Genomic DNA, 18834 nt, shown 5'->3' with positions numbered 1-18834 from the left:
CTTGGATTGATAATAGTAGACGGGGCATGGGGCAATCGAAGAGTATGCAGCGAACAGGCAAAGCAACACCATCAGGGAGAGATAAGCGCCGGGCTGCCATTGATCGTTTAGTGCACATGGCGGTGACGAGTAGTGGCTTGTTAGTGCTGCTGACACTGATGTTGATTTTCGTTTACCTATTGTATGCCGTATTACCGTTGTTTAAACCGGCCTCTATCAGTTTGCATAATCAGTTCGCTGTCACTCGCAGTGCGCCGACGGCCGCGCTGGGTATTGATATTCAAGGGCAGGTCGGATATCGCATTGATAATCAAGGCTATGGCTACTTTATTCGGCTCAATGCACTGGGGGCATCCCCGGCAGGTAGTCTGATAAGCGAACAGCGGTTATCGCCGCCACCGGTATCAATCAGCCGTGCAGCCAATGGGCAACCTTTGTATGGCGTTGGCCTGAGCAATGGCCGTCTTACTCTACTGCAACCCGATTTCTCAGCCACACCGCCACGCTGGCAATTTCCGCTGGGTGAACAGCCGCGGTTTATGGATTTGAAAGGCCAACGCTTGCAGCATTTGGTGCTGGCTGAACCGCAACCACAGCAATTTACCCTTGCCGCGGTTACCGATGATGGCCGCTTGCTGGCAGGGACGTTTACTGCCCAGGGGCAGCAGGTCACTGAACTGACGGATGTGCCGAAAACGGTCAGTCAACTGTTATTGGCACCTGACGGGCGTTTGCTCTATCTGTTATCCGGCCAGCAGTTATCTATCTATCAATTTGGTCCGGAACTGAAATTGCGTGAAACTGTGTCGTTACTGGATGACCAGCATGCGTCTGATGGGCCATTGACCCTCTCTCTGCTGCCAGGTGGCAAGTCGTTGCTGGTGCAAGCGCCGGGCGGCGTAATCAGCCAATGGTTTGATGTGCAGAAAGGGCCGGATAATCAATTTCACTTGACGCGCATACGCAGTTTCACTCCGACAGGTAAGGGCTTATTGACCACGGAGAGCGCGCGTCGGGTTTTTGCCTCATTATCGCCACAAGGCGAGCTATCACTCTTCTCCAGTATCCAGTCAACGCCTTTGCTGCAACATAAATTAGCTGACGGCGTTACCGACGCTGCGTTCTCCCCTTGGGGTGATAGTTTGCTGCTTGAGAATGCTGCCGGTTGGTCTACCTATCAATTGGACAATCGCTATCCAGACATTAGCTGGCGTAGCTTGTGGCAACGGGTGTGGTATGAGAATTACCCTGAGCCAGCCTATGTTTGGCAATCAAGCTCGGCCGAAGAGAGCTATCAGGCTAAATTCAGCCTGGTACCGATTATTTTCGGCACATTAAAGGCTGCCGCCTATGCCATGTTATTCGCCGTTCCATTGGCATTGGCGGGGGCAATTTATACGGCCTATTTTATGTCGCCAGGTTTGCGGCGAGTGGTTAAACCGGCCATTGAGATGATGGGGGCATTCCCAACCGTGGTTATAGGTTTGATTGCCGGTATTTGGTTGGCTCCGGTAATTGAACATTATCTGACGGGCATTCTGCTACTTCCGCCGCTGTTGGCGCTGGCTATTTTATTGTGTGGCTGGGGGAGTAGTTGTCTGGCGGAAAAGACACAATGGCGGTTACCTGCGGGCTGGGACGTGATTGTGCTGTTGCCGGTTATCCTGCTGACCGGCTGGTTCGCATTATGGTTGGGACCACAACTGGCGCAGTGGGTGCTAGGAGGGCCATTACATGAGTGGTTGGGTGACAACTACTCTCAACGTAATGCGCTGGTGGTCGGTGTCGCCATGGGGTTTGCGCTGATCCCGGTCATCTTTTCGCTGGCAGAGGATGCACTATTCAGTGTGCCGCCGTCACTCAGCCAAGGCTCATTGGCACTAGGGGCGACCCCGTGGCAGACGTTAACCCGGGTCATTCTGCCCTCAGCCTACGCTGGTATCTTCTCTGCACTGATGATTGGTTTTGGCCGTGCGGTGGGGGAAACCATGATTGTGCTCATGGCGACAGGCAATACACCCATTATTGATGGCAGCATTTTTCAGGGGTTACGGGCGATGGCAGCCAATATCGCTATCGAGATGCCGGAAGCGGTCGTCGGTAGCGGCCACTATCGGGTGCTATTCCTGACCGCACTGGTGCTGTTTTGCTTCACATTTTTAGTCAATACACTGGCCGAGGCTATTCGTCTGCGGTTGCGTGAACGCTATCAGATGGAGCGGACGGCGTGATGAACATTAAGCCTAACGTGTCTGGCGTGACCAAAAAGTGGTTTGCATCGGGTTCCCCGTGGATCTGGCTAACCGCCAGTGCTGTCAGTATCAGCCTGCTGGCGTTGCTTGGGATCATATTATTGTTGGCAGGCCAAGGGATGCGATATTTCTGGCCCGCCCCGGTCTATCTGTTTGAGCTTAAACAAACGGCGGCAGGCCCGGTCAAAATGATTGGCGAAATTTATCAACAGCAGACGCTGTCACGTCAGCAATTAGAACAAGCCGGCGTGATGTTACCGTCGCAGGCCGGTGAGACCGTAACCCGCTATTTGATTAAAACCGGTAACCGCGAGATTCAGGGTCAGGATTTCCATCGCCTGCTGGACAGTGATATCCAGCAACGCACTTTGCCTAAAGATCTGCTGGTGCTGGATCGCCAAAACAATGGTACGGCATACGGTTTCCTCGCTGGCATGTTGGATAACGGCCAACCGTTAGTGGGCAATGATTTGGCTCAGGAACTGCAAAAACGTATTCCTGTGATACAAGGTCTGGTCAAGCGCGCGAATGATATTCAGTTCCGTCAAATGAATATGCTCAATCAGCAGTTTGAGGCGTTGCGGCTAGAGAAAAAACGGCTACAAATGAATGGCGACCTTGACAGTAAATCGCAGGACCGTATCGAGGCGGAGTGGGGGGCGCTGCAACGTAGCCATCAAGCCATGATGGAAACATTACGCGGGCTACAAACCGAGCAAAGTCGCTACACACTGTTATTGCGCGACATGAATGGGCAAATCCACCCACTGTCACTTAGCCAGATTAACCGCGCCTGGTATCCCAATGACATGACTTTCGGGCAAAAACTACATCATTGGGCAGCACAAACTCAGAAATTCCTGACCGATAATCCGCGCAATGCCAATACCGAGGGCGGTGTGTTCCCAGCGATTTTTGGCACGGTACTGATGGTGATACTGATGTCTATCGTGGTCATGCCATTAGGGGTGATTGCAGCGGTGTATTTACATGAATATGCCGGCAAAAACTGGCTGACCCGCATGATCCGTATTTCTGTGGTGAATCTGGCTGGGGTGCCCTCTATTGTTTATGGCGTATTTGGCCTCGGTTTCTTTGTCTATCTGATTGGTGGGTCACTGGATAAACTGTTTTACCCAGAGGCGCTCCCCAACCCGACATTCGGTACCCCTGGCGTTTTATGGGCGGCGTTAACGCTAGCACTGCTGACGTTGCCAGTGGTGATTGTTGCCACCGAAGAGGGGCTGTCACGCATTCCGGCCAGCTTGCGGCAAGGCTCGCAAGCGCTGGGAGCCACTAAGGCTGAAACACTGTGGCATATTGTGTTACCGATGGCGGCACCGGCGATGATTACCGGGCTTATTTTGGCGGTGGCACGGGCTGCGGGGGAAACCGCGCCGCTGATGCTGGTAGGGGTGGTGAAATCAGCGCCGCTCTTGCCAGTCGATGGTATCTTCCCGTTCCTACATTTAGAACGTAAGTTCATGCATTTGAGCTTCCAGATATACGATATGGCATTTCAAAGCCCCAATGTGGAAGCGGCTCGCCCATTAGTCTTTGCCACAGCTCTGCTGCTGGTGATCATTGTGGTCGGCCTTAATTTAGCGGCTATTGGTATTCGCCATCATTTGCGTGAAAAATATCGAGGTTTATTGTTGTGACTGAACTTTTTAACCCGCAGGACGAAATATGGGACTTTTGACGCCGGATTCGCTGCCGCTGCTTGATGTACAGCAATTGACCGACGAGCAAACGGCGCTGGCGGTCGAAAAGCTCAATTTATTTTATGGTGACAAACAGGTGTTGCACGATATTTCATTTAATGTGCCTAAGCACCGTGTTACTGCGCTGATTGGCCCGTCTGGTTGTGGTAAATCTACCTTATTGCGCTGCTTTAACCGCATGAATGATTTGCTGGATAACTGTCATCTTGAGGGTGAAATCCGGCTAGGTAGTGAAATTATCACCGATAAAACCACTGACGTTGCCGCATTGCGTCGGCGGGTTGGCATGGTGTTTCAGCGGCCCAACCCATTCCCTAAGTCAATTTATGAGAATGTGGTATATGGCCTGCGCTTGCAGGGGATTCGTGACCGTCGGGTGCTTGATGATGCTGTTGAGCGCTCATTGCGGGCCGCAGCATTGTGGCATGAAGTGAAGGACCGATTGCGGGAAAATGCCTTTCGTCTCTCCAGCGGCCAGCAGCAGCGCCTGGTCATCGCCAGAGCCATTGCTATTGAACCTGAGGTGTTATTGCTCGATGAGCCGACATCCGCTCTGGACCCAATATCCACCCTAACCATCGAAGAGTTGATAACCACACTCAAGCAGCAGTACACCGTGGTACTGGTCACCCATAATATGCAGCAGGCGGCGCGGGTCTCGGATTACACCGCCTTCATTCATCAAGGGAGCCTGGTGGAATATAACGATACCGATGCGTTGTTCACTTCACCGCGTCAGCGCCGGACGGAAGATTATATCACCGGGCGTTACGGTTGAACATTTAGCGCCAGTACAGCAGTTTCTAAGGTGTTTGCTTTATTTATCAATTGCGATTTAAGTTTACACTTTCATGTGCCGCTCGTTATTTAGGTGACTACTGAATGGAAGCGTTAAGTGAAAGAGCTATTGATAACTCAGCCTGATTTTATGGAGACATTTAGTTGTGTCGGCACAGCATGTCGCGAACACTGCTGCAAAGGCCAAAATGTCACGCTTGATAGAAATCGTTATCAAAAATACATTAAAAGCCCTTACGCAGAAATTAAACGTATTGCCATTAACCAGATTTCTGTTACTCAAGCCAGCCTTGCCTCTTGGGCTAATATTCACCCAGATAGTCAGGGGAATTGCCCCTTTCTTGATGAACAACGGTTATGTCAAATTCACAAACATGCCGGCGCTCATGCACTGAGTCACAGTTGCGCAACTTTCCCCCGCGTTGAACATGTTTATAAAAATCAGAAAATCAAAAGCATGTCACTCTCTTGCCCTGAGGTAACCCGACAGGCGTTATTTTCCGATGACGCGCTAACGTTGCGTTTTTCTACTATCAACCAATATGACTATTACAAAGCACCGGATATTGTTATTGAAGAGCGGTTGGTTAATCGCGCTTGTGCGGCAATTGCAGCCAGCCAGCAACCGAATATTGAAGAAAATCTTTGGGCGATAAATTGTTTTTTACATAATTATCAAGCCTGGGATGACGTGAATAAAATTAAAATGGTTGAGATAGACAACCTGCGCACTGAACTTATCGCCACTATGACGGCAGGGCAAGCAGCCCATGAACTGGCAGCGATGAAGATAGCTCCGGCTATCAGTGATGAACTATTAAATTATTTGGCTGATTTTATTGCACAACTGGCTGATATTCGGGGGCGAAATACGCTGGCGGCTTATGCCCAACCGTTGCTGAGCTACGCCACTAATGATTTGGTTGGGCAAAATAATAATAAGCAACAATTAAACAATGCATGGCAACAATATGCCTTGCCCTTTTTTACCAAATACCCGTCGGTATGGCGCAATTATTTTCTGTTACGCATTCATCATGACCAATTGGCGATGGGGGATGATCAAGCGGCGGTTACGGTATTTAATCTACAAGCCATAGATTTCTTCTATTTGAAAGCACTCATTTCAGCCTATGCCAGCCAGCATGGGGAGCTAACCGAAGATGACGTGATTGGTATTATCTATTCTTATCATGCGTGTCGGGAATCCACGGATAGCTCAAGCCAGAAATTTAAACAAGACGTTATGGCTTGGGCGCTAAAAGAAGATTTTTCATTATTATCGTTGTTGGCGTGAAATAGTATTTAACTTAGTGGCGGGTTGTATCGTTTGTTATCTGTTCTTAATAGGGTGCTATCCAGTGATGAATATGTTGAATTGATATTGGGGCCAACTGAACTGGCCCCAGTGGATTAAGCACTCTTTATCGATGGTGTTTTATATTTAGCCAAATATTGTGGCTGGAAAATACACATACGAATTACAGTACGGTATTCACCATTGATAAAGAACTCTTGCTTTAATTCACCCTCTATTTCAAAGCCTAATTTTGTATAGATATGGATGGCTTTTTGATTTTCTTTATCAACAATCAGATAAAGTTTGTACAAATTCAGTACCGAAAAACCATATTCCATCGCCAGTCTTGCGGCAGCCCCGGCATGGCCTTGACCCTGATGAGCCGGATCGATAATTATCTGAAACTCAGCACGGCGGTGAATATGGTTAATTTCAACTAACTCCACCAGACCGACTTTTGTCCCCTGGCTTTCAATAATAAAGCGGCGCTCACTCTGGTCATGGATATGTTTATCATACAGATCAGACAGTTCAACAAAGGCCTCGTAAGGCTCTTCAAACCAATAGCGCATTACGCTGGCATTGTTATCTAACTGGTGAACAAACGGCAAGTCATCCCGTTCCAGTGGGCGTAACCTGACGCTGTTAGTGGTAGACATACATATTCCTCATTGGCGACAGCGGTTGCTGCCCTAAAAATTATACTATTAGCACAAGAGGTAAGCACAGGGAATTAAAAAAGGCGCTAACCATTAATGGCCGCGCCTTTAATCAATATTTATTAACTTGTTTTATTCAGCCGCGTAGCCTTGCGCAGGTAGGCGTTCACCATCCAGCCAGGCGGCATTATCACGCATAGCAAGACGGCCATCGGTAAACCAACTGACTACCAGCGGATAAATGCTGTGTTCCTGAGTTTGTACTCTTTCGACCACATCCTCTTCGCTATCCTCACTGAAAACCGGTACTTTGGCTTGCAGAATAACCGGGCCGCCGTCCAGCTCTTCAGTAACGAAATGCACCGAGGTGCCATGCTCCTGATCACCGTTTTCCAGTGCCTGACGATGAGTGTGCAGACCGGGGTATTTCGGCAACAGTGACGGATGGATATTTAACATTCGTCCAGCATAGTGCTGAACAAACTCTGCACTGAGAATGCGCATATAACCGGCTAACACCAGTAAGTCAGGCTGATAGTAGTCAATGGCTTGCGCCAATGCCAAATCAAAACTGGCGCGATCCGCATAGGACTTGGCATCCACAGCATGGTGGGGAATACCCGCCAATTCAGCTCGTTCCAACCCATAAGCATCGGGGTTATTACTGAACACGGCACTGATGGTGCCTGAAATACGCCCTTGTTGTTGGGCGTCGATCAACGCTTGTAGATTACTGCCCTGGCCGGAGACCAAAACCACTATCTTTTTCATATACCCTTCGTACTTGAAGCTGCGGGGTGTTGGCTGCGCGCATTACTCGGCCCATCCGTGGGCCTCGCCTCGTTGAGGCCGCTGCAAGCAGCGTTGAAATCTGCTCCCGGCAGATTTGTCACCCGAATCACGGACTTGAGTCAGCTCATCGGGATTTTGAAGCTGCGGGCTGAATCAGCAATGTTATGGATTGATGATGACTTGATCTGCACCATCAGTCGCCGCCGCAATCACACCGATTTTCCAGGCTTTCTCACCGGATGCGGTCAGTAACTCAACGGCGATATCAGCCAGTTCTGCCGGGAGCGCAACAACCATGCCGACACCACAGTTAAAGGTGCGATACATTTCGTGGCGGCTGACATTGCCGGCTTGCTGCAACCAACTAAATACCGCAGGCCACTGCCAGCTAGCTTCATCGATAACCGCTTGAGTCCCTGCGGGTAATACCCGTGGGATGTTTTCCCAGAAGCCGCCACCAGTCAGATGAGCAATAGCATGAATATCAAGCTGCTCAATCAGGCTGAGAATGGATTTAACGTAGATTTTGGTCGGTTCCAGCAAATGGTCAGCCAGCGATTTACCATCCAACTGAGTTTGCTCAGGATTGGTGTTGCTGACTTCCAGAATTTTGCGTACCAGGGAATAACCATTGGAATGCGGGCCGCTGGCACCTAAGGCAACCAACGCATCACCCGGTGTCACTTTGCTGCCATCAATGATTTCAGACTTTTCAACTACACCAACGCAGAAACCGGCAACGTCATAATCTTCACCGTGGTACATCCCCGGCATTTCTGCGGTTTCGCCGCCAACCAGTGCACAACCTGATTGTTTACACCCTTCGGCGATACCGGTAATCACACTGGCGGCAGTATCCACATCCAGTTTACCGGTGGCAAAGTAGTCAAGGAAGAACAGCGGTTCAGCACCCTGAACCACCAGGTCATTGACACACATGGCCACTAAATCGATACCAATGGTATCGTGGCGTTTCAGGTCCATCGCCAGGCGCAGCTTAGTGCCTACGCCGTCGGTGCCTGAGACTAAAATAGGTTCACGGTATTTTTGTGGCAAAGCACACAGGGCACCGAACCCGCCCAATCCACCCATCACTTCTGGGCGACGAGTTTGTTTAACCACACCTTTTATGCGATCAACAAGGTCATTACCGGCATCGATATCTACGCCTGCGTCTTTATAGCTGAGAGAGGTTTTGTTGGTCACAGCGAGGTCCCCACGGCGGTTGGCTGTTTGAGCTTATATCCTTCATACTTGAAGCCGCAAGAGGGCTCGCTGCACGAACTCATCCAAATCACTGACTTGAGTCAGCTCATCGGGGTTCGCTTGCTGGCAGCCTACCTGCAACGCCAATTACTTTGGCTATAGGAAGAAAACGCGACAATTCTAACAGCGCAGGCAAACGTTTGCGAGTAGCTTGTGATATCACGCTGATTTTTAGCTTTCTTGACTTAAGATTGATTTTCTATTGATCTGAATCAGGCTATTCATTGTGGTGTTCAAAAAAAAAGGCGGTATAATCTCGCGATTTTTTTGGCCGTCAACCGCCTAACCAGGAGAAAAATAATGAAGATCGTTGAGGTGAAACACCCGCTAGTAAAACATAAACTTGGTTTGATGCGTGAGAATGATATCAGCACGAAGCGTTTTCGCGAGTTAGCGTCTGAAGTAGGGAGTTTGCTGACTTACGTGGCAACCGCCGATCTGGAAACTGAGAAAGTCACCATCGAGGGTTGGAACGGGCCGGTAGAGATTGAACAGATTAAAGGTAAGAAAATTACGGTGGTGCCGATCCTACGTGCTGGTTTAGGCATGATGGAAGGGGTGTTGGAAAATATACCGAGTGCCCGCATCAGCGTGGTGGGTGTCTATCGTGATGAAGAGACACTAAAACCGGTACCGTATTTCCAGAAACTGGTTGCTGATATCAACGAACGTATGGCGTTGGTTGTTGACCCTATGCTGGCAACCGGTGGTTCGATGATTGCGACTATCGATTTGCTGAAGAAAGCCGGCTGCCAGAGCATTAAAGTGTTGGTATTGGTTGCCGCACCGGAGGGTATCAAAGCGCTGGAAGAGGCGCATCCAGACGTAGAGCTGTATACCGCCGCCATCGATCAGTGCCTGAACGAACACGGTTATATCATTCCAGGTTTGGGTGATGCCGGGGATAAGATTTTCGGAACAAAATAAAAGGTCACACCATTATGCTATTCGCTTGCCATTTTGAACCTGAGCAGTGCTCGGAATCCTCACGTACTTATGATTTACAAGGTCATGGTGTACGCTCCCGGTTTCTATGCGCTGTCCGTGTCCAAACTGCCTGTGCTCATTACCGCATACTGGAATAACCTTTAGATAGCCGACTCGATAGTCGGCTTTTTTTTGAATAACTTTTAGCATAATCATTTTTAAACACACCATTAAGAGGATAGAGAAATGAGCCGTCGCACCATCGGTGTCAGCGAGCGTCCACCGCTGCTCCAGACGATCCCCCTGAGTTTTCAACATTTGTTCGCCATGTTTGGTGCCACCGTTTTAGTTCCTATTCTATTTAAAATTAACCCGGCCACGGTGCTGCTGTTCAACGGTATCGGAACCTTGCTCTATCTGTTTATTTGTAAGGGAAAAATCCCGGCTTACCTCGGCTCAAGTTTTGCGTTTATCTCACCGGTACTGCTGCTATTACCCTTGGGATACGAAGTTGCCTTGGGTGGTTTTATCATGTGCGGCGTGCTGTTTTGTCTGGTGGCGCTGATTGTGAAAAAAGCCGGAACGGGTTGGCTGAATGTGCTGTTCCCGCCCGCGGCGATGGGGGCGATTGTTGCCGTTATCGGCCTTGAGTTAGCTGGCGTTGCTGCGGGTATGGCCGGATTATTGCCCGCCCAAGGTGTGACAGTAGATTCAACCACTATCATCATTTCAATGGTGACGTTAGGGGTAACCATTCTGGGATCGGTGCTGTTCCGTGGCTTCTTCGCCATTATCCCTATCTTGATCGGTGTGTTGGTCGGTTATGCTTTGTCATTTGTGCTGGGGGTGGTTGATTTAACCCCGATTAGTCAGGCCCATTGGTTTGCCTTACCGACGTTTTATACCCCACGTTTTGAATGGTTCGCTATTTTAACCATCTTGCCTGCGGCGCTGGTGGTTATTGCTGAACATATCGGTCACTTGGTGGTGACTGCTAATATCGTGAAAAAAGATTTGATTCGCTCACCCGGTCTGCATCGCTCGATGTTTGCCAACGGTATTTCGACGGTGATTTCCGGCTTCTTTGGCTCAACCCCCAATACCACGTATGGTGAGAATATCGGTGTTATGGCGATCACCCGTGTTTACAGTACTTGGGTGATCGGTGGCGCTGCGATTCTGGCGATCATGCTGTCTTGTATCGGTAAATTGGCTGCTGCCATTCAAGCGGTGCCGGTACCGGTGATGGGCGGTGTTTCACTACTGCTGTACGGTGTTATTGCCGCATCAGGTATCCGCGTGCTGATCGAGTCAAAAGTTGACTATAACAAAGCACAAAACCTGATCTTAACCTCCGTTATCCTGATCATCGGGGTGAGTGGCGCGAAAGTGAACATCGGCGCAACCGAACTGAAAGGCATGGCTTTGGCAACGGTTGTGGGGATTGGCTTGAGCCTGCTGTTTAAAGTGATCAGTCTGATTCGCCCTGAAGAAGAGATTATTGACGCCCAGGAGGACGAGTCCACACGTTAATATCGGTGCAATAAAAAGTGATATCTGGCCGGGCGGTTATTGTGGGTTCGGCCAGTTTTTCGCTTCAGATCAGGTTTTTATGCTGTTGTTAATTTTTGTGGTAAGCTTGCCACGTTTTCCCGCCCGTTTTGTTGGTTGAGGTGCTTCTGAATACGCCGGCACAGCTTTCACTGCCACTCTATCTTCCCGATGATGAAACTTTTGCCAGTTTTTATCCGGGGGAGAACCCGTCCCTGTTAGCGGCGATCCAGTCTACTGTTCATCAGTCCCACGGCAGTTATATCTATTTTTGGTCGCGCGAAGGCGGTGGTCGGAGTCATCTATTACATGCAGCTTGTGCGGAGTTATCGCAAAAAGGCGAGGCGGTAGGCTATGTCCCGCTCGATAAACGCGCTTATTTTGTGCCCGAAGTATTAGATGGTATGGAGCAGTTGGCGCTGGTGTGTATTGATAACATTGAGTGTATCGCGGGCGATGAGCAGTGGGAAATGGCGATATTTAATCTCTATAACCGCATTGTTGAAACCGGCCGCACCCGTTTATTGATTACCGGTGATCGCCCACCACGGCAATTAAATCTCGGTTTGCCTGATTTAGCTTCACGTCTGGATTGGGGGCAGATCTATAAATTGCAGCCGTTGTCGGATGATGAAAAATTGCAGGCTTTACAGTTACGTGCCAAATTGCGTGGTTTTGAATTACCCGAAGACGTTGGCCGTTTCTTGCTAAAACGGTTGGATCGGGAAATGCGCACACTGTTTATGACCCTGGATCAACTTGATCGGGCCTCTATCACCGCCCAGCGTAAGCTCACCATTCCTTTTGTAAAAGAAACTCTTAGCCTTTAATACCCTTCCTTTGGCAAGTGGTAGGGGGCGCTGCGTTGGTGACTCGGCCCTTCCATCGGCCTCGCTTCGATACGCAGCGTTCAATCATGGGTTGCAATCAAGTTACGGTAAAATCTCAAGCACCTGCTCTGGCGGGCGGCCGATACGTGCCTGGCCGTTATAAACCACAATCGGGCGCTCGATAAGTTTTGGATTATCGCTCATCGCTTGCAGTAACTGATCCTGCGTCAATGTCTCATCTGCCAAATTCAGTGTTTGGTAGAGATCTTCTTTGGTGCGCATAAGCTGCCGCGCGTCATGAAAGCCGAGTTGTTGCAGTAACGCTTTTAACCCCGCCACAGACGGTGGATTGTCTAAATATAATATGACCTGTGGCTGAATCCCCTGCTGTTCAACCAGTGCGAGTGTTTCCCGGCTTTTAGAGCAGCGTGGATTATGATAAAACGTGACATCTTTCATGATAAATTTCCTTAAGACTTCTGGTATTTCTGGAATCGCTTATCTAGCTGGCGTAACTGGTCAATGCGCGCATCATAACGCGCCTGTTCCAGACTCCCCAATTTCACCCGAGCACTGGCATCGCTGAGCAGGCCGATGGCCTGTGGCAATTTGCCGCTCAAAGCCAGGCTCTCTGCCCGAGCAGCCAGTTCCTGATCACGTAAACCCAGTGCAGCAGCTGCCTGGGCTAACAGATCCCAGCCATTAGGGTCGTTTGGATTAGCAAAGGTGTAGCGATTTAGTATCTTGACTGCCGCTGCCGGTTGGCCACCTTGGACATAAGCGTTGGCCAGGTTCAATTGCAACACCGGCTCATCATTTTGTTTAGCGGTTGCCGCTTGCAGGCGGGCAATGGCGGCGGCGGCTTTGTTTTGCCCCAGATCAATATCAGTCATCAAATCAAGGAACCAAATATTGCCCGGTTGTTGCGCTAACAGGGGCTGTAACAGATTGCGGGCTTCATCGTACTTTTTGGCCTGATACCACAAAATGGCCTGACCGTATTTGGCCGCCAATTGCTCGCGCACCGTGCCTTTACTCAATGTTTCCAGTAGGTCTGGCGTGAGGCTGTTCTCAGTTGAGCCATACATGCCCAGAATACGAACTTTGGCGAATAAATAATCTTGTGATGACGCGATAGGGTGCGGTTTCATCTGATTAGCACGGTTACGCGCATCAGATAAACGGCTATCTGGTAAGGGGTGAGTCAGCAGCATTTCCGGTGGTTTTGATGTATATCGTGACTGATCGGCTAACTTTTGCAGGAAGTTAGGCATGGCCTGCGGATCAAACCCCGAACGCTGTAATACCTGAATACCTATACGGTCAGCTTCCTGTTCGTTGCCTTGAGTAAAGCTGATGACGCCTTGTTGAGCGCCTGCTAACGTACCGCTCAAACCCGCCATCCCTGCTTGTGGGCTGGCCATGGTTAACAGAATAGAACCTAGTACCCCGACCCACGTCAGCGGCGCCATTCTTTGCTGTTCTTCCATCGCGCGCGCCAGATGGCGTTGAGTCACATGAGATATTTCATGTGCTAATACAGATGCTAGTTCACTTTCGTTTTCGGTATAGCGGAACAGGGCAGAGTGGAGTACCACATTGCCACCGAAGAAAGCAAAAGCGTTAATTTGATCGTTATTCACTAAATAGAAATGAAACGGCGTACGTACTGAGTAGGCATTGGCGACCAGCCGATTACCCAGCGTATTGATATATTGAGTCAATAGCGGGTCATAAATCAGCGGGGTGCTGGCGCGCATTTGGCGGACATAAAAATCCCCCATTGCCTTTTCCTGATCGATACTCAAAGTGGCACCCGCAGAGGTACCAATATCGGGCAGCAGGTCTTGTGTCTCAGCGCTGGCAGGTATTGTGCCAGTGAGCAGCAAGCTACTGAGTAGTGTGGCGATCATTGTCTTACTTAACCGACCTGTTTTAGTTAACCGATAAGTCATAAACGAGGCTGCCCTTGCTAATGTAATGACAATTAGACTCCGAGATGTGTAAGAGTTCTTCTTCCTTACTCTACTCTCCAGTACAATTGGGTATAGATCACATAAATAGCATCAAATACGTCAAAGGTTAAGCTCAACCTCCGTGCTGAGGCCCGCAACTATCTTAGCCAGCATGTGGAGATAAGGGAACGTCTGACGAAAACAATTTACCTTCGTTATGTCCCTGCATGTCGGGGCGGTTAAAGGGATCGACTAATTTGTCGATCTCTCATGGCACTTAAGGAGCAATTACGGATGCTAGAGCTGTTGTTACAGTGGTATCGTCGGCGTTTTACCGACCCGCAGGTTATCGCTTTATTGGTTATTCTGTTGGCTGGATTCTGCATTCTCTACTTCTTCAGTGGCATTTTGGCTCCTCTGCTGGCGGCGATCGTGTTGGCGTATTTGTTAGAATGGCCAACCGCCCGATTACAACGTATTGGTTGTTCTCGCCCATGGGCGGCCAGTATCGTACTGGTGATTTTCGGTGGTATCACACTACTGGCGGTATTTGTTGTGGCGCCAACGGTGTGGCAACAGGGCAATAATCTGATATCAGACATGCCGAAAATGCTAAATAAATTCAATGCGTTTGCTCAGACGTTACCTGCGCGTTATCCCGCGCTGGTGGATGCCGGCATTGTCGATATGATGGCAGAAAATCTGCGAAGCAAGCTGTCGGGGATGGGGGAGTCCGTGGTTAAAATCTCTCTCGCTTCATTGATAGGTTTACTGACATTGGCAATTTATTTGATTCTGGTGCCACTGATGCTGTTTTTCCTGCTCAAAGATAAAGAGCAGATGCTGAATGCAGTACGGCGTATTTTACCGCGTAATCGCGGTCTGGCTGGGCAAGTCTGGCTGGAAATGAACCAGCAGATAACCAATTATATTCGTGGCAAAGTATTGGAGATGGTGATTGTTGGCATCGCCACTTATTTAGTGTTCTTTGTTATGGGCATGAATTACGCGCTGTTATTGGCAGTGTTAGTCGGCTTCTCGGTACTGATCCCTTATATTGGCGCAGTGATTGTCACTATTCCAGTGGTGTTGGTGGCGTTATTCCAGTGGGGGGTTGGGGCCGATTTCTGGACACTTTTTATCGCCTATCTGGTAGTACAAGGGCTGGATGGTAACTTGCTGGTGCCGGTACTGTTCTCTGAGGCCGTAAACCTGCATCCTTTGGTGATTATTCTGTCAGTGATCATTTTTGGCGGCATGTGGGGCTTTTGGGGGGTATTTTTTGCTATCCCGTTAGCTACGCTGGTGAAAGCGGTTATTCATGCCTGGCCGGAGGAGTTTATCCCCGACGCAGATTAACTATCCCCTGTGCCCTTGATACCGCAGCGGTGTTAGCTGGCTGCGTTGCTGCAACAGCAATGGCTTTGGGGAACATTCGATCTATTGCCAATAAAAAGAGCGCTTGAGCGCTCTTTTTTTGCAACTTATCGGCCAGGACCAGGGTGTGATGACTCAGGCACTTTGGCGCAAGTAATCCATTACGATATCGTGGTGGTTGGTGGTTTTGAAATTATCAAACACATGCTCCACCTTACCGTCGGCATCAATTAAGAAACTGATACGGTGGATACCGTCGTAGGTTTTACCCATAAAGCTTTTTTCGCCCCAGACACCAAACTGCTCTGCGACCTGATGATCTTCATCAGACAGCAATGTGAAGTTCAGTAGCTCTTTTTCAGCGAAACGTGACAGCTTTTCAGGTTTATCGGTGCTAATACCGAGCACTTCGACACCCGCTTTCTTCAATTCATCCATGTTGTCGCGCAGACCGCAGGCCTGAACAGTACAGCCTGGTGTCATGGCTTTAGGGTAGAAGTAGACCAAGACACGTTGTCCCTGGAAGTCGGCCAAACTAATCTGCTCGCCATCTTGGTCGGGCAAACTAAACTTCGGCGCTATATCACCGGCTTTCAATGGGCTCATTACTAACTCTCCATTCGTGAGTCATGCTGTGGATAGTTCACAACGCTAATACTGCCTTGCGCGTTGAGTTCTGTACATAGCTGATAAAAAGCGTGTTCAATTATCGAACTGTTTTGGCTGGCGGGACTGTGCGCACTAATCTGGATATGCAACCGAGGAGGGTTGCCACCTTCAGCCGGCTGAGTTTTGGAAACCAACTCGGCGATATTCATATTGTGACAATGAAACAAGTTGGTAAACCGTTCAATAATATGGGGGGAGTCATTGACTTCAACTTTTACCCATACTGTAGCAGGCATCGCTTTTTGGTCCTGGGCATTGGTTCGCTTCATCACAATCAGCAAATCAAGCTCTGCCCCTTTTTGCGGTAAGGTGGATTCCAGTAGGGTAATCGCATTCCAACTGCCTGAAAGCAGCATAATAAATGTGAACTCCTCACCGAACATGGCTAGCCGGCTATCTTCAATATTACAACCGCAGCTACTGACATGGCGGGTGATGGTATTCACGATTCCTGGGCGGTCAGCACCCAGTGCGGTAATGACCAGATAATGTTCATCAAGCTGCGGCAAAATCGCTCTTCCTGTCATGCTCTTTGGGGTTACCATGGTAAACATAAAAAAAACCTGCTGCCAAGCGCTTACAACACAGTTGTTTGCTTGCTTTTGGATAGAGGTCAAAAGTACCATGAGGAACTTGTTTAAGGAGGGGGTGGGCAATGTTTACGGGAAGTCCAATGTTTACAGGAAGCATAGTTGCACTGGTAACGCCGATGGACGACAAAGGTGCGGTCGATCGTGCAAGCCTGAAGAAACTGATTGATTACCATGTAACCAGTGGTACTGCGGCGATTGTCTCCGTGGGCACAACTGGTGAGTCTGCAACACTGAACCATGACGAACATGTCGATGTGGTCATGCAGACGCTCGAACTGGCCGACGGCCGAATCCCAGTCATTGCCGGAACCGGCGCTAATGCCACCTCCGAAGCAATTTCTCTCACCCAACGGTTTAATAATACCGGTGTGGTGGGATGTTTGACTGTCACGCCATATTATAATCGGCCAATGCAGGAAGGGTTATATCAACACTTCAAAGCGATTGCTGAAAGTACCGATTTGCCACAAATTCTCTATAATGTGCCTTCGCGTACCGGTTGCGATATGTTACCGCCGACCATTGCTCGCTTAGCCAAAATTAAAAATATTGTTGCTGTTAAAGAAGCAACAGGGAACTTAAGTCGGGTTAGTCAGATCCAAGTGCTGGTTGATGATGAAGATTTCATCCTGCTCAGTGGTGACGATGCGAGCGGACTGGACTTTATGCAACTGGGCGGCAAAGGGGTTATTTCGGTGACAGCGAACATTGCTGCGCGTGAAATGGCTGAACTTTGTGACTTGGCTGCACAGGGTAACTTTGCAGAAGCACGCCGTTTGAATCAGCGCTTGATGCCGTTGCATCAGCATTTATTTGTAGAAGCAAACCCAATTCCGGTGAAATGGGCCGCGAAGAAGCTGGGATTAATGGCGAATGACACTCTTCGTCTGCCAATGACCCCACTGACTGACCCGGCTAAACGGATTGTGGAAGATGCGCTGAAAAGCGCAGGTTTGCTGTAACTCTTAGGGAAATTTGATGGCAATAACATTGCAAAAGTCGACGGTGGTAACGGTAGTGGGTGTTTCGCTGGCAATGCTGCTGGCAGGTTGCTCCACTGACCAACGCTACAAACGCCAGGTTGGCGGTGACGAGTCTTATCTTGAAGCTCCGGGGCTAAAGCCGCTTAACTCACCAGCAGGGATGATTCTGCCGATACAAAATGGTGAGTTTGATATCCGTTCCGTCAACTCTCAAGGTGCTGTGGGCAAACAGTTGGACATCCGTCCTCCGGTACAACCACTGGCATTGCTTAGCGGTTCTCGCGCTGAAAATGCTAACGATACCAGCAAGCTATTGTTAGAAAATAGCCCGCAAAACCGTAATCTTTGGGCGCAAGTTACCCGCGTTCTACAGGATAAAAACTGGGCGATAGCCAGCCGTCAGGATGCCAGCCAAACGTTGACAACTGACTGGGTCAAATGGAATCGTGCAGATGAAGACGTGCAGTTTGAAGGCCGTTATCAGATAAGCGTGCAGGAGCAAGGTTATCAGTTGGTGTTAGTGGTGAAATCTCTTGCTTTACAGCAAGGTGGGCAACCGGTCACCAGCTATACCGAAATCCAGCGCTACAACGGTGCAATGCTGAATGCCATTATCGAAGGTCTGGATAAGGTGCGTTCTGATAGCGAAAGCAGTCAGGCTTCCCGTAAAGTCGGCACGCTAGATGTTCAAAGCGGCAGCGATGATACTGGTTTACCGCAACTGATTGTACGTGCCCCTTATGCTGTATTGTGGGAACGTCTGCCAGCCGCCCTTGAGAAGATTGGCATGAAGGTTACTGATCGTAGCCGTCCACAAGGTTCGATTAACGTTACCAATAAATCCATGAGTAGCGGCAGTTGGGATGCGTTGGGTGCCAAAGACCCTGAATTGCCAGAAGGCGATTATAAGTTACAGGTCGGTGATCTCGATAACCGCAGTAGCTTACAGTTCATCGGTCCGAAAGGGCATACTCTGACTCAGTCTCAGAACGATGCTCTGGTCGCGGTGTTCCAGGCAGCATTTAGCCAAACTGGTGCTACAAGTACCAAATAAAACCAAAGGGGCTTCGGCCCCTTTAAACCCGTCATACTTCAAGCTGCATGTGCGTTGGCGACGTTCAATCACCCGAGTCACTTACAACACAGTAAGCTCATCGG

17 protein-coding genes are annotated in these 18834 nt (G+C 49.4%); 10 read left to right on the top strand and 7 right to left on the bottom strand.

The features are described from left to right. Positions 1 to 44: 44 nt before the first annotated feature. The 4 genes from Q2T71_RS15135 to fliB all read left to right on the top strand — a co-directional run bounded on the left by Q2T71_RS15135 (position 45) and on the right by fliB (position 6071). The gene (locus Q2T71_RS15135; protein WP_372559633.1) at positions 45 to 2231 is read left to right on the top strand and encodes an ABC transporter permease subunit; all 2187 of its coding nucleotides are present in this window, start codon (positions 45 to 47) and stop codon (positions 2229 to 2231) included. Then, positions 2231 to 3913, top strand: a complete 1683-nt coding sequence (gene pstA, locus Q2T71_RS15130; protein ID WP_372559935.1) for a phosphate ABC transporter permease PstA — start codon at positions 2231 to 2233, stop codon at positions 3911 to 3913. Before Q2T71_RS15135 ends, pstA begins: the two co-directional genes overlap by 1 nt. A 28-nt stretch (positions 3914 to 3941) precedes the next feature. Continuing rightward, positions 3942 to 4754 carry a phosphate ABC transporter ATP-binding protein PstB gene (gene pstB / locus Q2T71_RS15125; protein WP_083163277.1) on the top strand — a complete coding sequence of 271 codons (813 nt, stop codon included), beginning with the start codon at positions 3942 to 3944 and terminating at the stop codon, positions 4752 to 4754. Between the two features lie 117 nt (positions 4755 to 4871). Further along, entirely contained in the window at positions 4872 to 6071 is a 1200-nt protein-coding gene (gene fliB / locus Q2T71_RS15120) for a flagellin lysine-N-methylase (RefSeq protein WP_372559632.1), read from the top strand. 116 nt (positions 6072 to 6187) lie between these two features. Here the strand turns inward: fliB and speG are convergent, their stop codons facing one another. From speG to purM, 3 genes are all read right to left on the bottom strand, one after another. Beyond that, on the bottom strand, positions 6188 to 6733 hold the full coding sequence (speG, locus tag Q2T71_RS15115) for a spermidine N1-acetyltransferase (protein ID WP_083163283.1): 546 nt from the start codon (positions 6731 to 6733) through the stop codon (positions 6188 to 6190). A 132-nt stretch (positions 6734 to 6865) separates the two neighbouring features. Further along, the gene (gene purN, locus Q2T71_RS15110; RefSeq protein ID WP_372559631.1) at positions 6866 to 7504 is read right to left on the bottom strand and encodes a phosphoribosylglycinamide formyltransferase; all 639 of its coding nucleotides are present in this window, start codon (positions 7502 to 7504) and stop codon (positions 6866 to 6868) included. Between the two features lie 183 nt (positions 7505 to 7687). After that, complete coding sequence (gene purM / locus Q2T71_RS15105; protein ID WP_083163287.1) at positions 7688 to 8731, bottom strand: phosphoribosylformylglycinamidine cyclo-ligase; 1044 nt, start codon at positions 8729 to 8731, stop codon at positions 7688 to 7690. A gap of 360 nt (positions 8732 to 9091) precedes the next feature. Here purM and upp point away from each other — a divergent pair, with 360 nt between their 5' ends. The 3 genes from upp to hda all read left to right on the top strand — a co-directional run bounded on the left by upp (position 9092) and on the right by hda (position 12099). Beyond that, complete coding sequence (upp, locus tag Q2T71_RS15100; protein ID WP_005183956.1) at positions 9092 to 9718, top strand: uracil phosphoribosyltransferase; 627 nt, start codon at positions 9092 to 9094, stop codon at positions 9716 to 9718. A 246-nt stretch (positions 9719 to 9964) separates the two neighbouring features. After that, the gene (gene uraA, locus Q2T71_RS15095; RefSeq protein WP_372559630.1) at positions 9965 to 11251 is read left to right on the top strand and encodes a uracil permease; all 1287 of its coding nucleotides are present in this window, start codon (positions 9965 to 9967) and stop codon (positions 11249 to 11251) included. A 140-nt stretch (positions 11252 to 11391) separates the two neighbouring features. Beyond that, on the top strand, positions 11392 to 12099 hold the full coding sequence (gene hda, locus Q2T71_RS15090) for a DnaA inactivator Hda (RefSeq protein ID WP_032906019.1): 708 nt from the start codon (positions 11392 to 11394) through the stop codon (positions 12097 to 12099). Between the two features lie 102 nt (positions 12100 to 12201). Here the strand turns inward: hda and arsC are convergent, their stop codons facing one another. After that, complete coding sequence (arsC, locus tag Q2T71_RS15085) at positions 12202 to 12558, bottom strand: arsenate reductase (glutaredoxin) (protein WP_372559629.1); 357 nt, start codon at positions 12556 to 12558, stop codon at positions 12202 to 12204. 11 nt (positions 12559 to 12569) lie between these two features. Further along, positions 12570 to 14012 (bottom strand): M48 family metalloprotease, encoded by a 1443-nt coding sequence (locus Q2T71_RS15080; protein ID WP_372559934.1) that lies wholly within the window; start codon positions 14010 to 14012, stop codon positions 12570 to 12572. Between the two features lie 336 nt (positions 14013 to 14348). Here Q2T71_RS15080 and Q2T71_RS15075 point away from each other — a divergent pair, with 336 nt between their 5' ends. Beyond that, positions 14349 to 15413, top strand: coding sequence for an AI-2E family transporter (locus Q2T71_RS15075; RefSeq protein WP_372559628.1), 1065 nt, complete (start codon positions 14349 to 14351; stop codon positions 15411 to 15413). Positions 15414 to 15566: 153 nt separating this feature from the next. On the opposite strand, the gene bcp is transcribed toward Q2T71_RS15075, so the two are convergent. Beyond that, a complete protein-coding gene (gene bcp / locus Q2T71_RS15070) occupies positions 15567 to 16037 on the bottom strand; it encodes a thioredoxin-dependent thiol peroxidase (RefSeq protein WP_372559627.1) in 471 nt (156 codons plus the stop codon). Between the two features lie 2 nt (positions 16038 to 16039). Next, positions 16040 to 16609 carry a glycine cleavage system transcriptional repressor gene (locus Q2T71_RS15065; protein ID WP_083164144.1) on the bottom strand — a complete coding sequence of 190 codons (570 nt, stop codon included), beginning with the start codon at positions 16607 to 16609 and terminating at the stop codon, positions 16040 to 16042. Between the two features lie 164 nt (positions 16610 to 16773). On the opposite strand from Q2T71_RS15065, the gene dapA reads away from it, so the two are divergent. Continuing rightward, positions 16774 to 17655 carry a 4-hydroxy-tetrahydrodipicolinate synthase gene (gene dapA / locus Q2T71_RS15060; protein WP_372559626.1) on the top strand — a complete coding sequence of 294 codons (882 nt, stop codon included), beginning with the start codon at positions 16774 to 16776 and terminating at the stop codon, positions 17653 to 17655. A gap of 16 nt (positions 17656 to 17671) precedes the next feature. Continuing rightward, complete coding sequence (bamC, locus tag Q2T71_RS15055) at positions 17672 to 18730, top strand: outer membrane protein assembly factor BamC (protein WP_083163303.1); 1059 nt, start codon at positions 17672 to 17674, stop codon at positions 18728 to 18730. Positions 18731 to 18834: the final 104 nt, after the last annotated feature.

The sequence above is a fragment of the Yersinia sp. 1652 StPb PI genome (genome assembly GCF_041538345.1).
GTDB classification, from domain to species: Bacteria; Pseudomonadota; Gammaproteobacteria; order Enterobacterales; family Enterobacteriaceae; genus Yersinia; species Yersinia enterocolitica_E.
The sequence above is the reverse complement of the archived record's forward strand: the minus strand, read 5'-3'. Positions and strand labels throughout refer to the sequence as shown.

What these genes read in the sequence shown, in the direction of transcription:
- speG (WP_083163283.1), bottom strand. Translation starts at nt 6,733, where the DNA reads ATGTCTACCACTAACAGCGTCAGGTTACGCCCACTGGAACGGGATGAC.
- purN (WP_372559631.1), bottom strand. Translation starts at nt 7,504, where the DNA reads ATGAAAAAGATAGTGGTTTTGGTCTCCGGCCAGGGCAGTAATCTACAA.
- Q2T71_RS15135 (WP_372559633.1), top strand. Translation starts at nt 45, where the DNA reads ATGCAGCGAACAGGCAAAGCAACACCATCAGGGAGAGATAAGCGCCGG.
- pstB (WP_083163277.1), top strand. Translation starts at nt 3,942, where the DNA reads ATGGGACTTTTGACGCCGGATTCGCTGCCGCTGCTTGATGTACAGCAA.
- arsC (WP_372559629.1), bottom strand. Translation starts at nt 12,558, where the DNA reads ATGAAAGATGTCACGTTTTATCATAATCCACGCTGCTCTAAAAGCCGG.
- bamC (WP_083163303.1), top strand. Translation starts at nt 17,672, where the DNA reads ATGGCAATAACATTGCAAAAGTCGACGGTGGTAACGGTAGTGGGTGTT.
- Q2T71_RS15080 (WP_372559934.1), bottom strand. Translation starts at nt 14,012, where the DNA reads ATGATCGCCACACTACTCAGTAGCTTGCTGCTCACTGGCACAATACCT.
- Q2T71_RS15075 (WP_372559628.1), top strand. Translation starts at nt 14,349, where the DNA reads ATGCTAGAGCTGTTGTTACAGTGGTATCGTCGGCGTTTTACCGACCCG.
- bcp (WP_372559627.1), bottom strand. Translation starts at nt 16,037, where the DNA reads ATGAGCCCATTGAAAGCCGGTGATATAGCGCCGAAGTTTAGTTTGCCC.
- uraA (WP_372559630.1), top strand. Translation starts at nt 9,965, where the DNA reads ATGAGCCGTCGCACCATCGGTGTCAGCGAGCGTCCACCGCTGCTCCAG.
- pstA (WP_372559935.1), top strand. Translation starts at nt 2,231, where the DNA reads ATGAACATTAAGCCTAACGTGTCTGGCGTGACCAAAAAGTGGTTTGCA.
- dapA (WP_372559626.1), top strand. Translation starts at nt 16,774, where the DNA reads ATGTTTACAGGAAGCATAGTTGCACTGGTAACGCCGATGGACGACAAA.
- upp (WP_005183956.1), top strand. Translation starts at nt 9,092, where the DNA reads ATGAAGATCGTTGAGGTGAAACACCCGCTAGTAAAACATAAACTTGGT.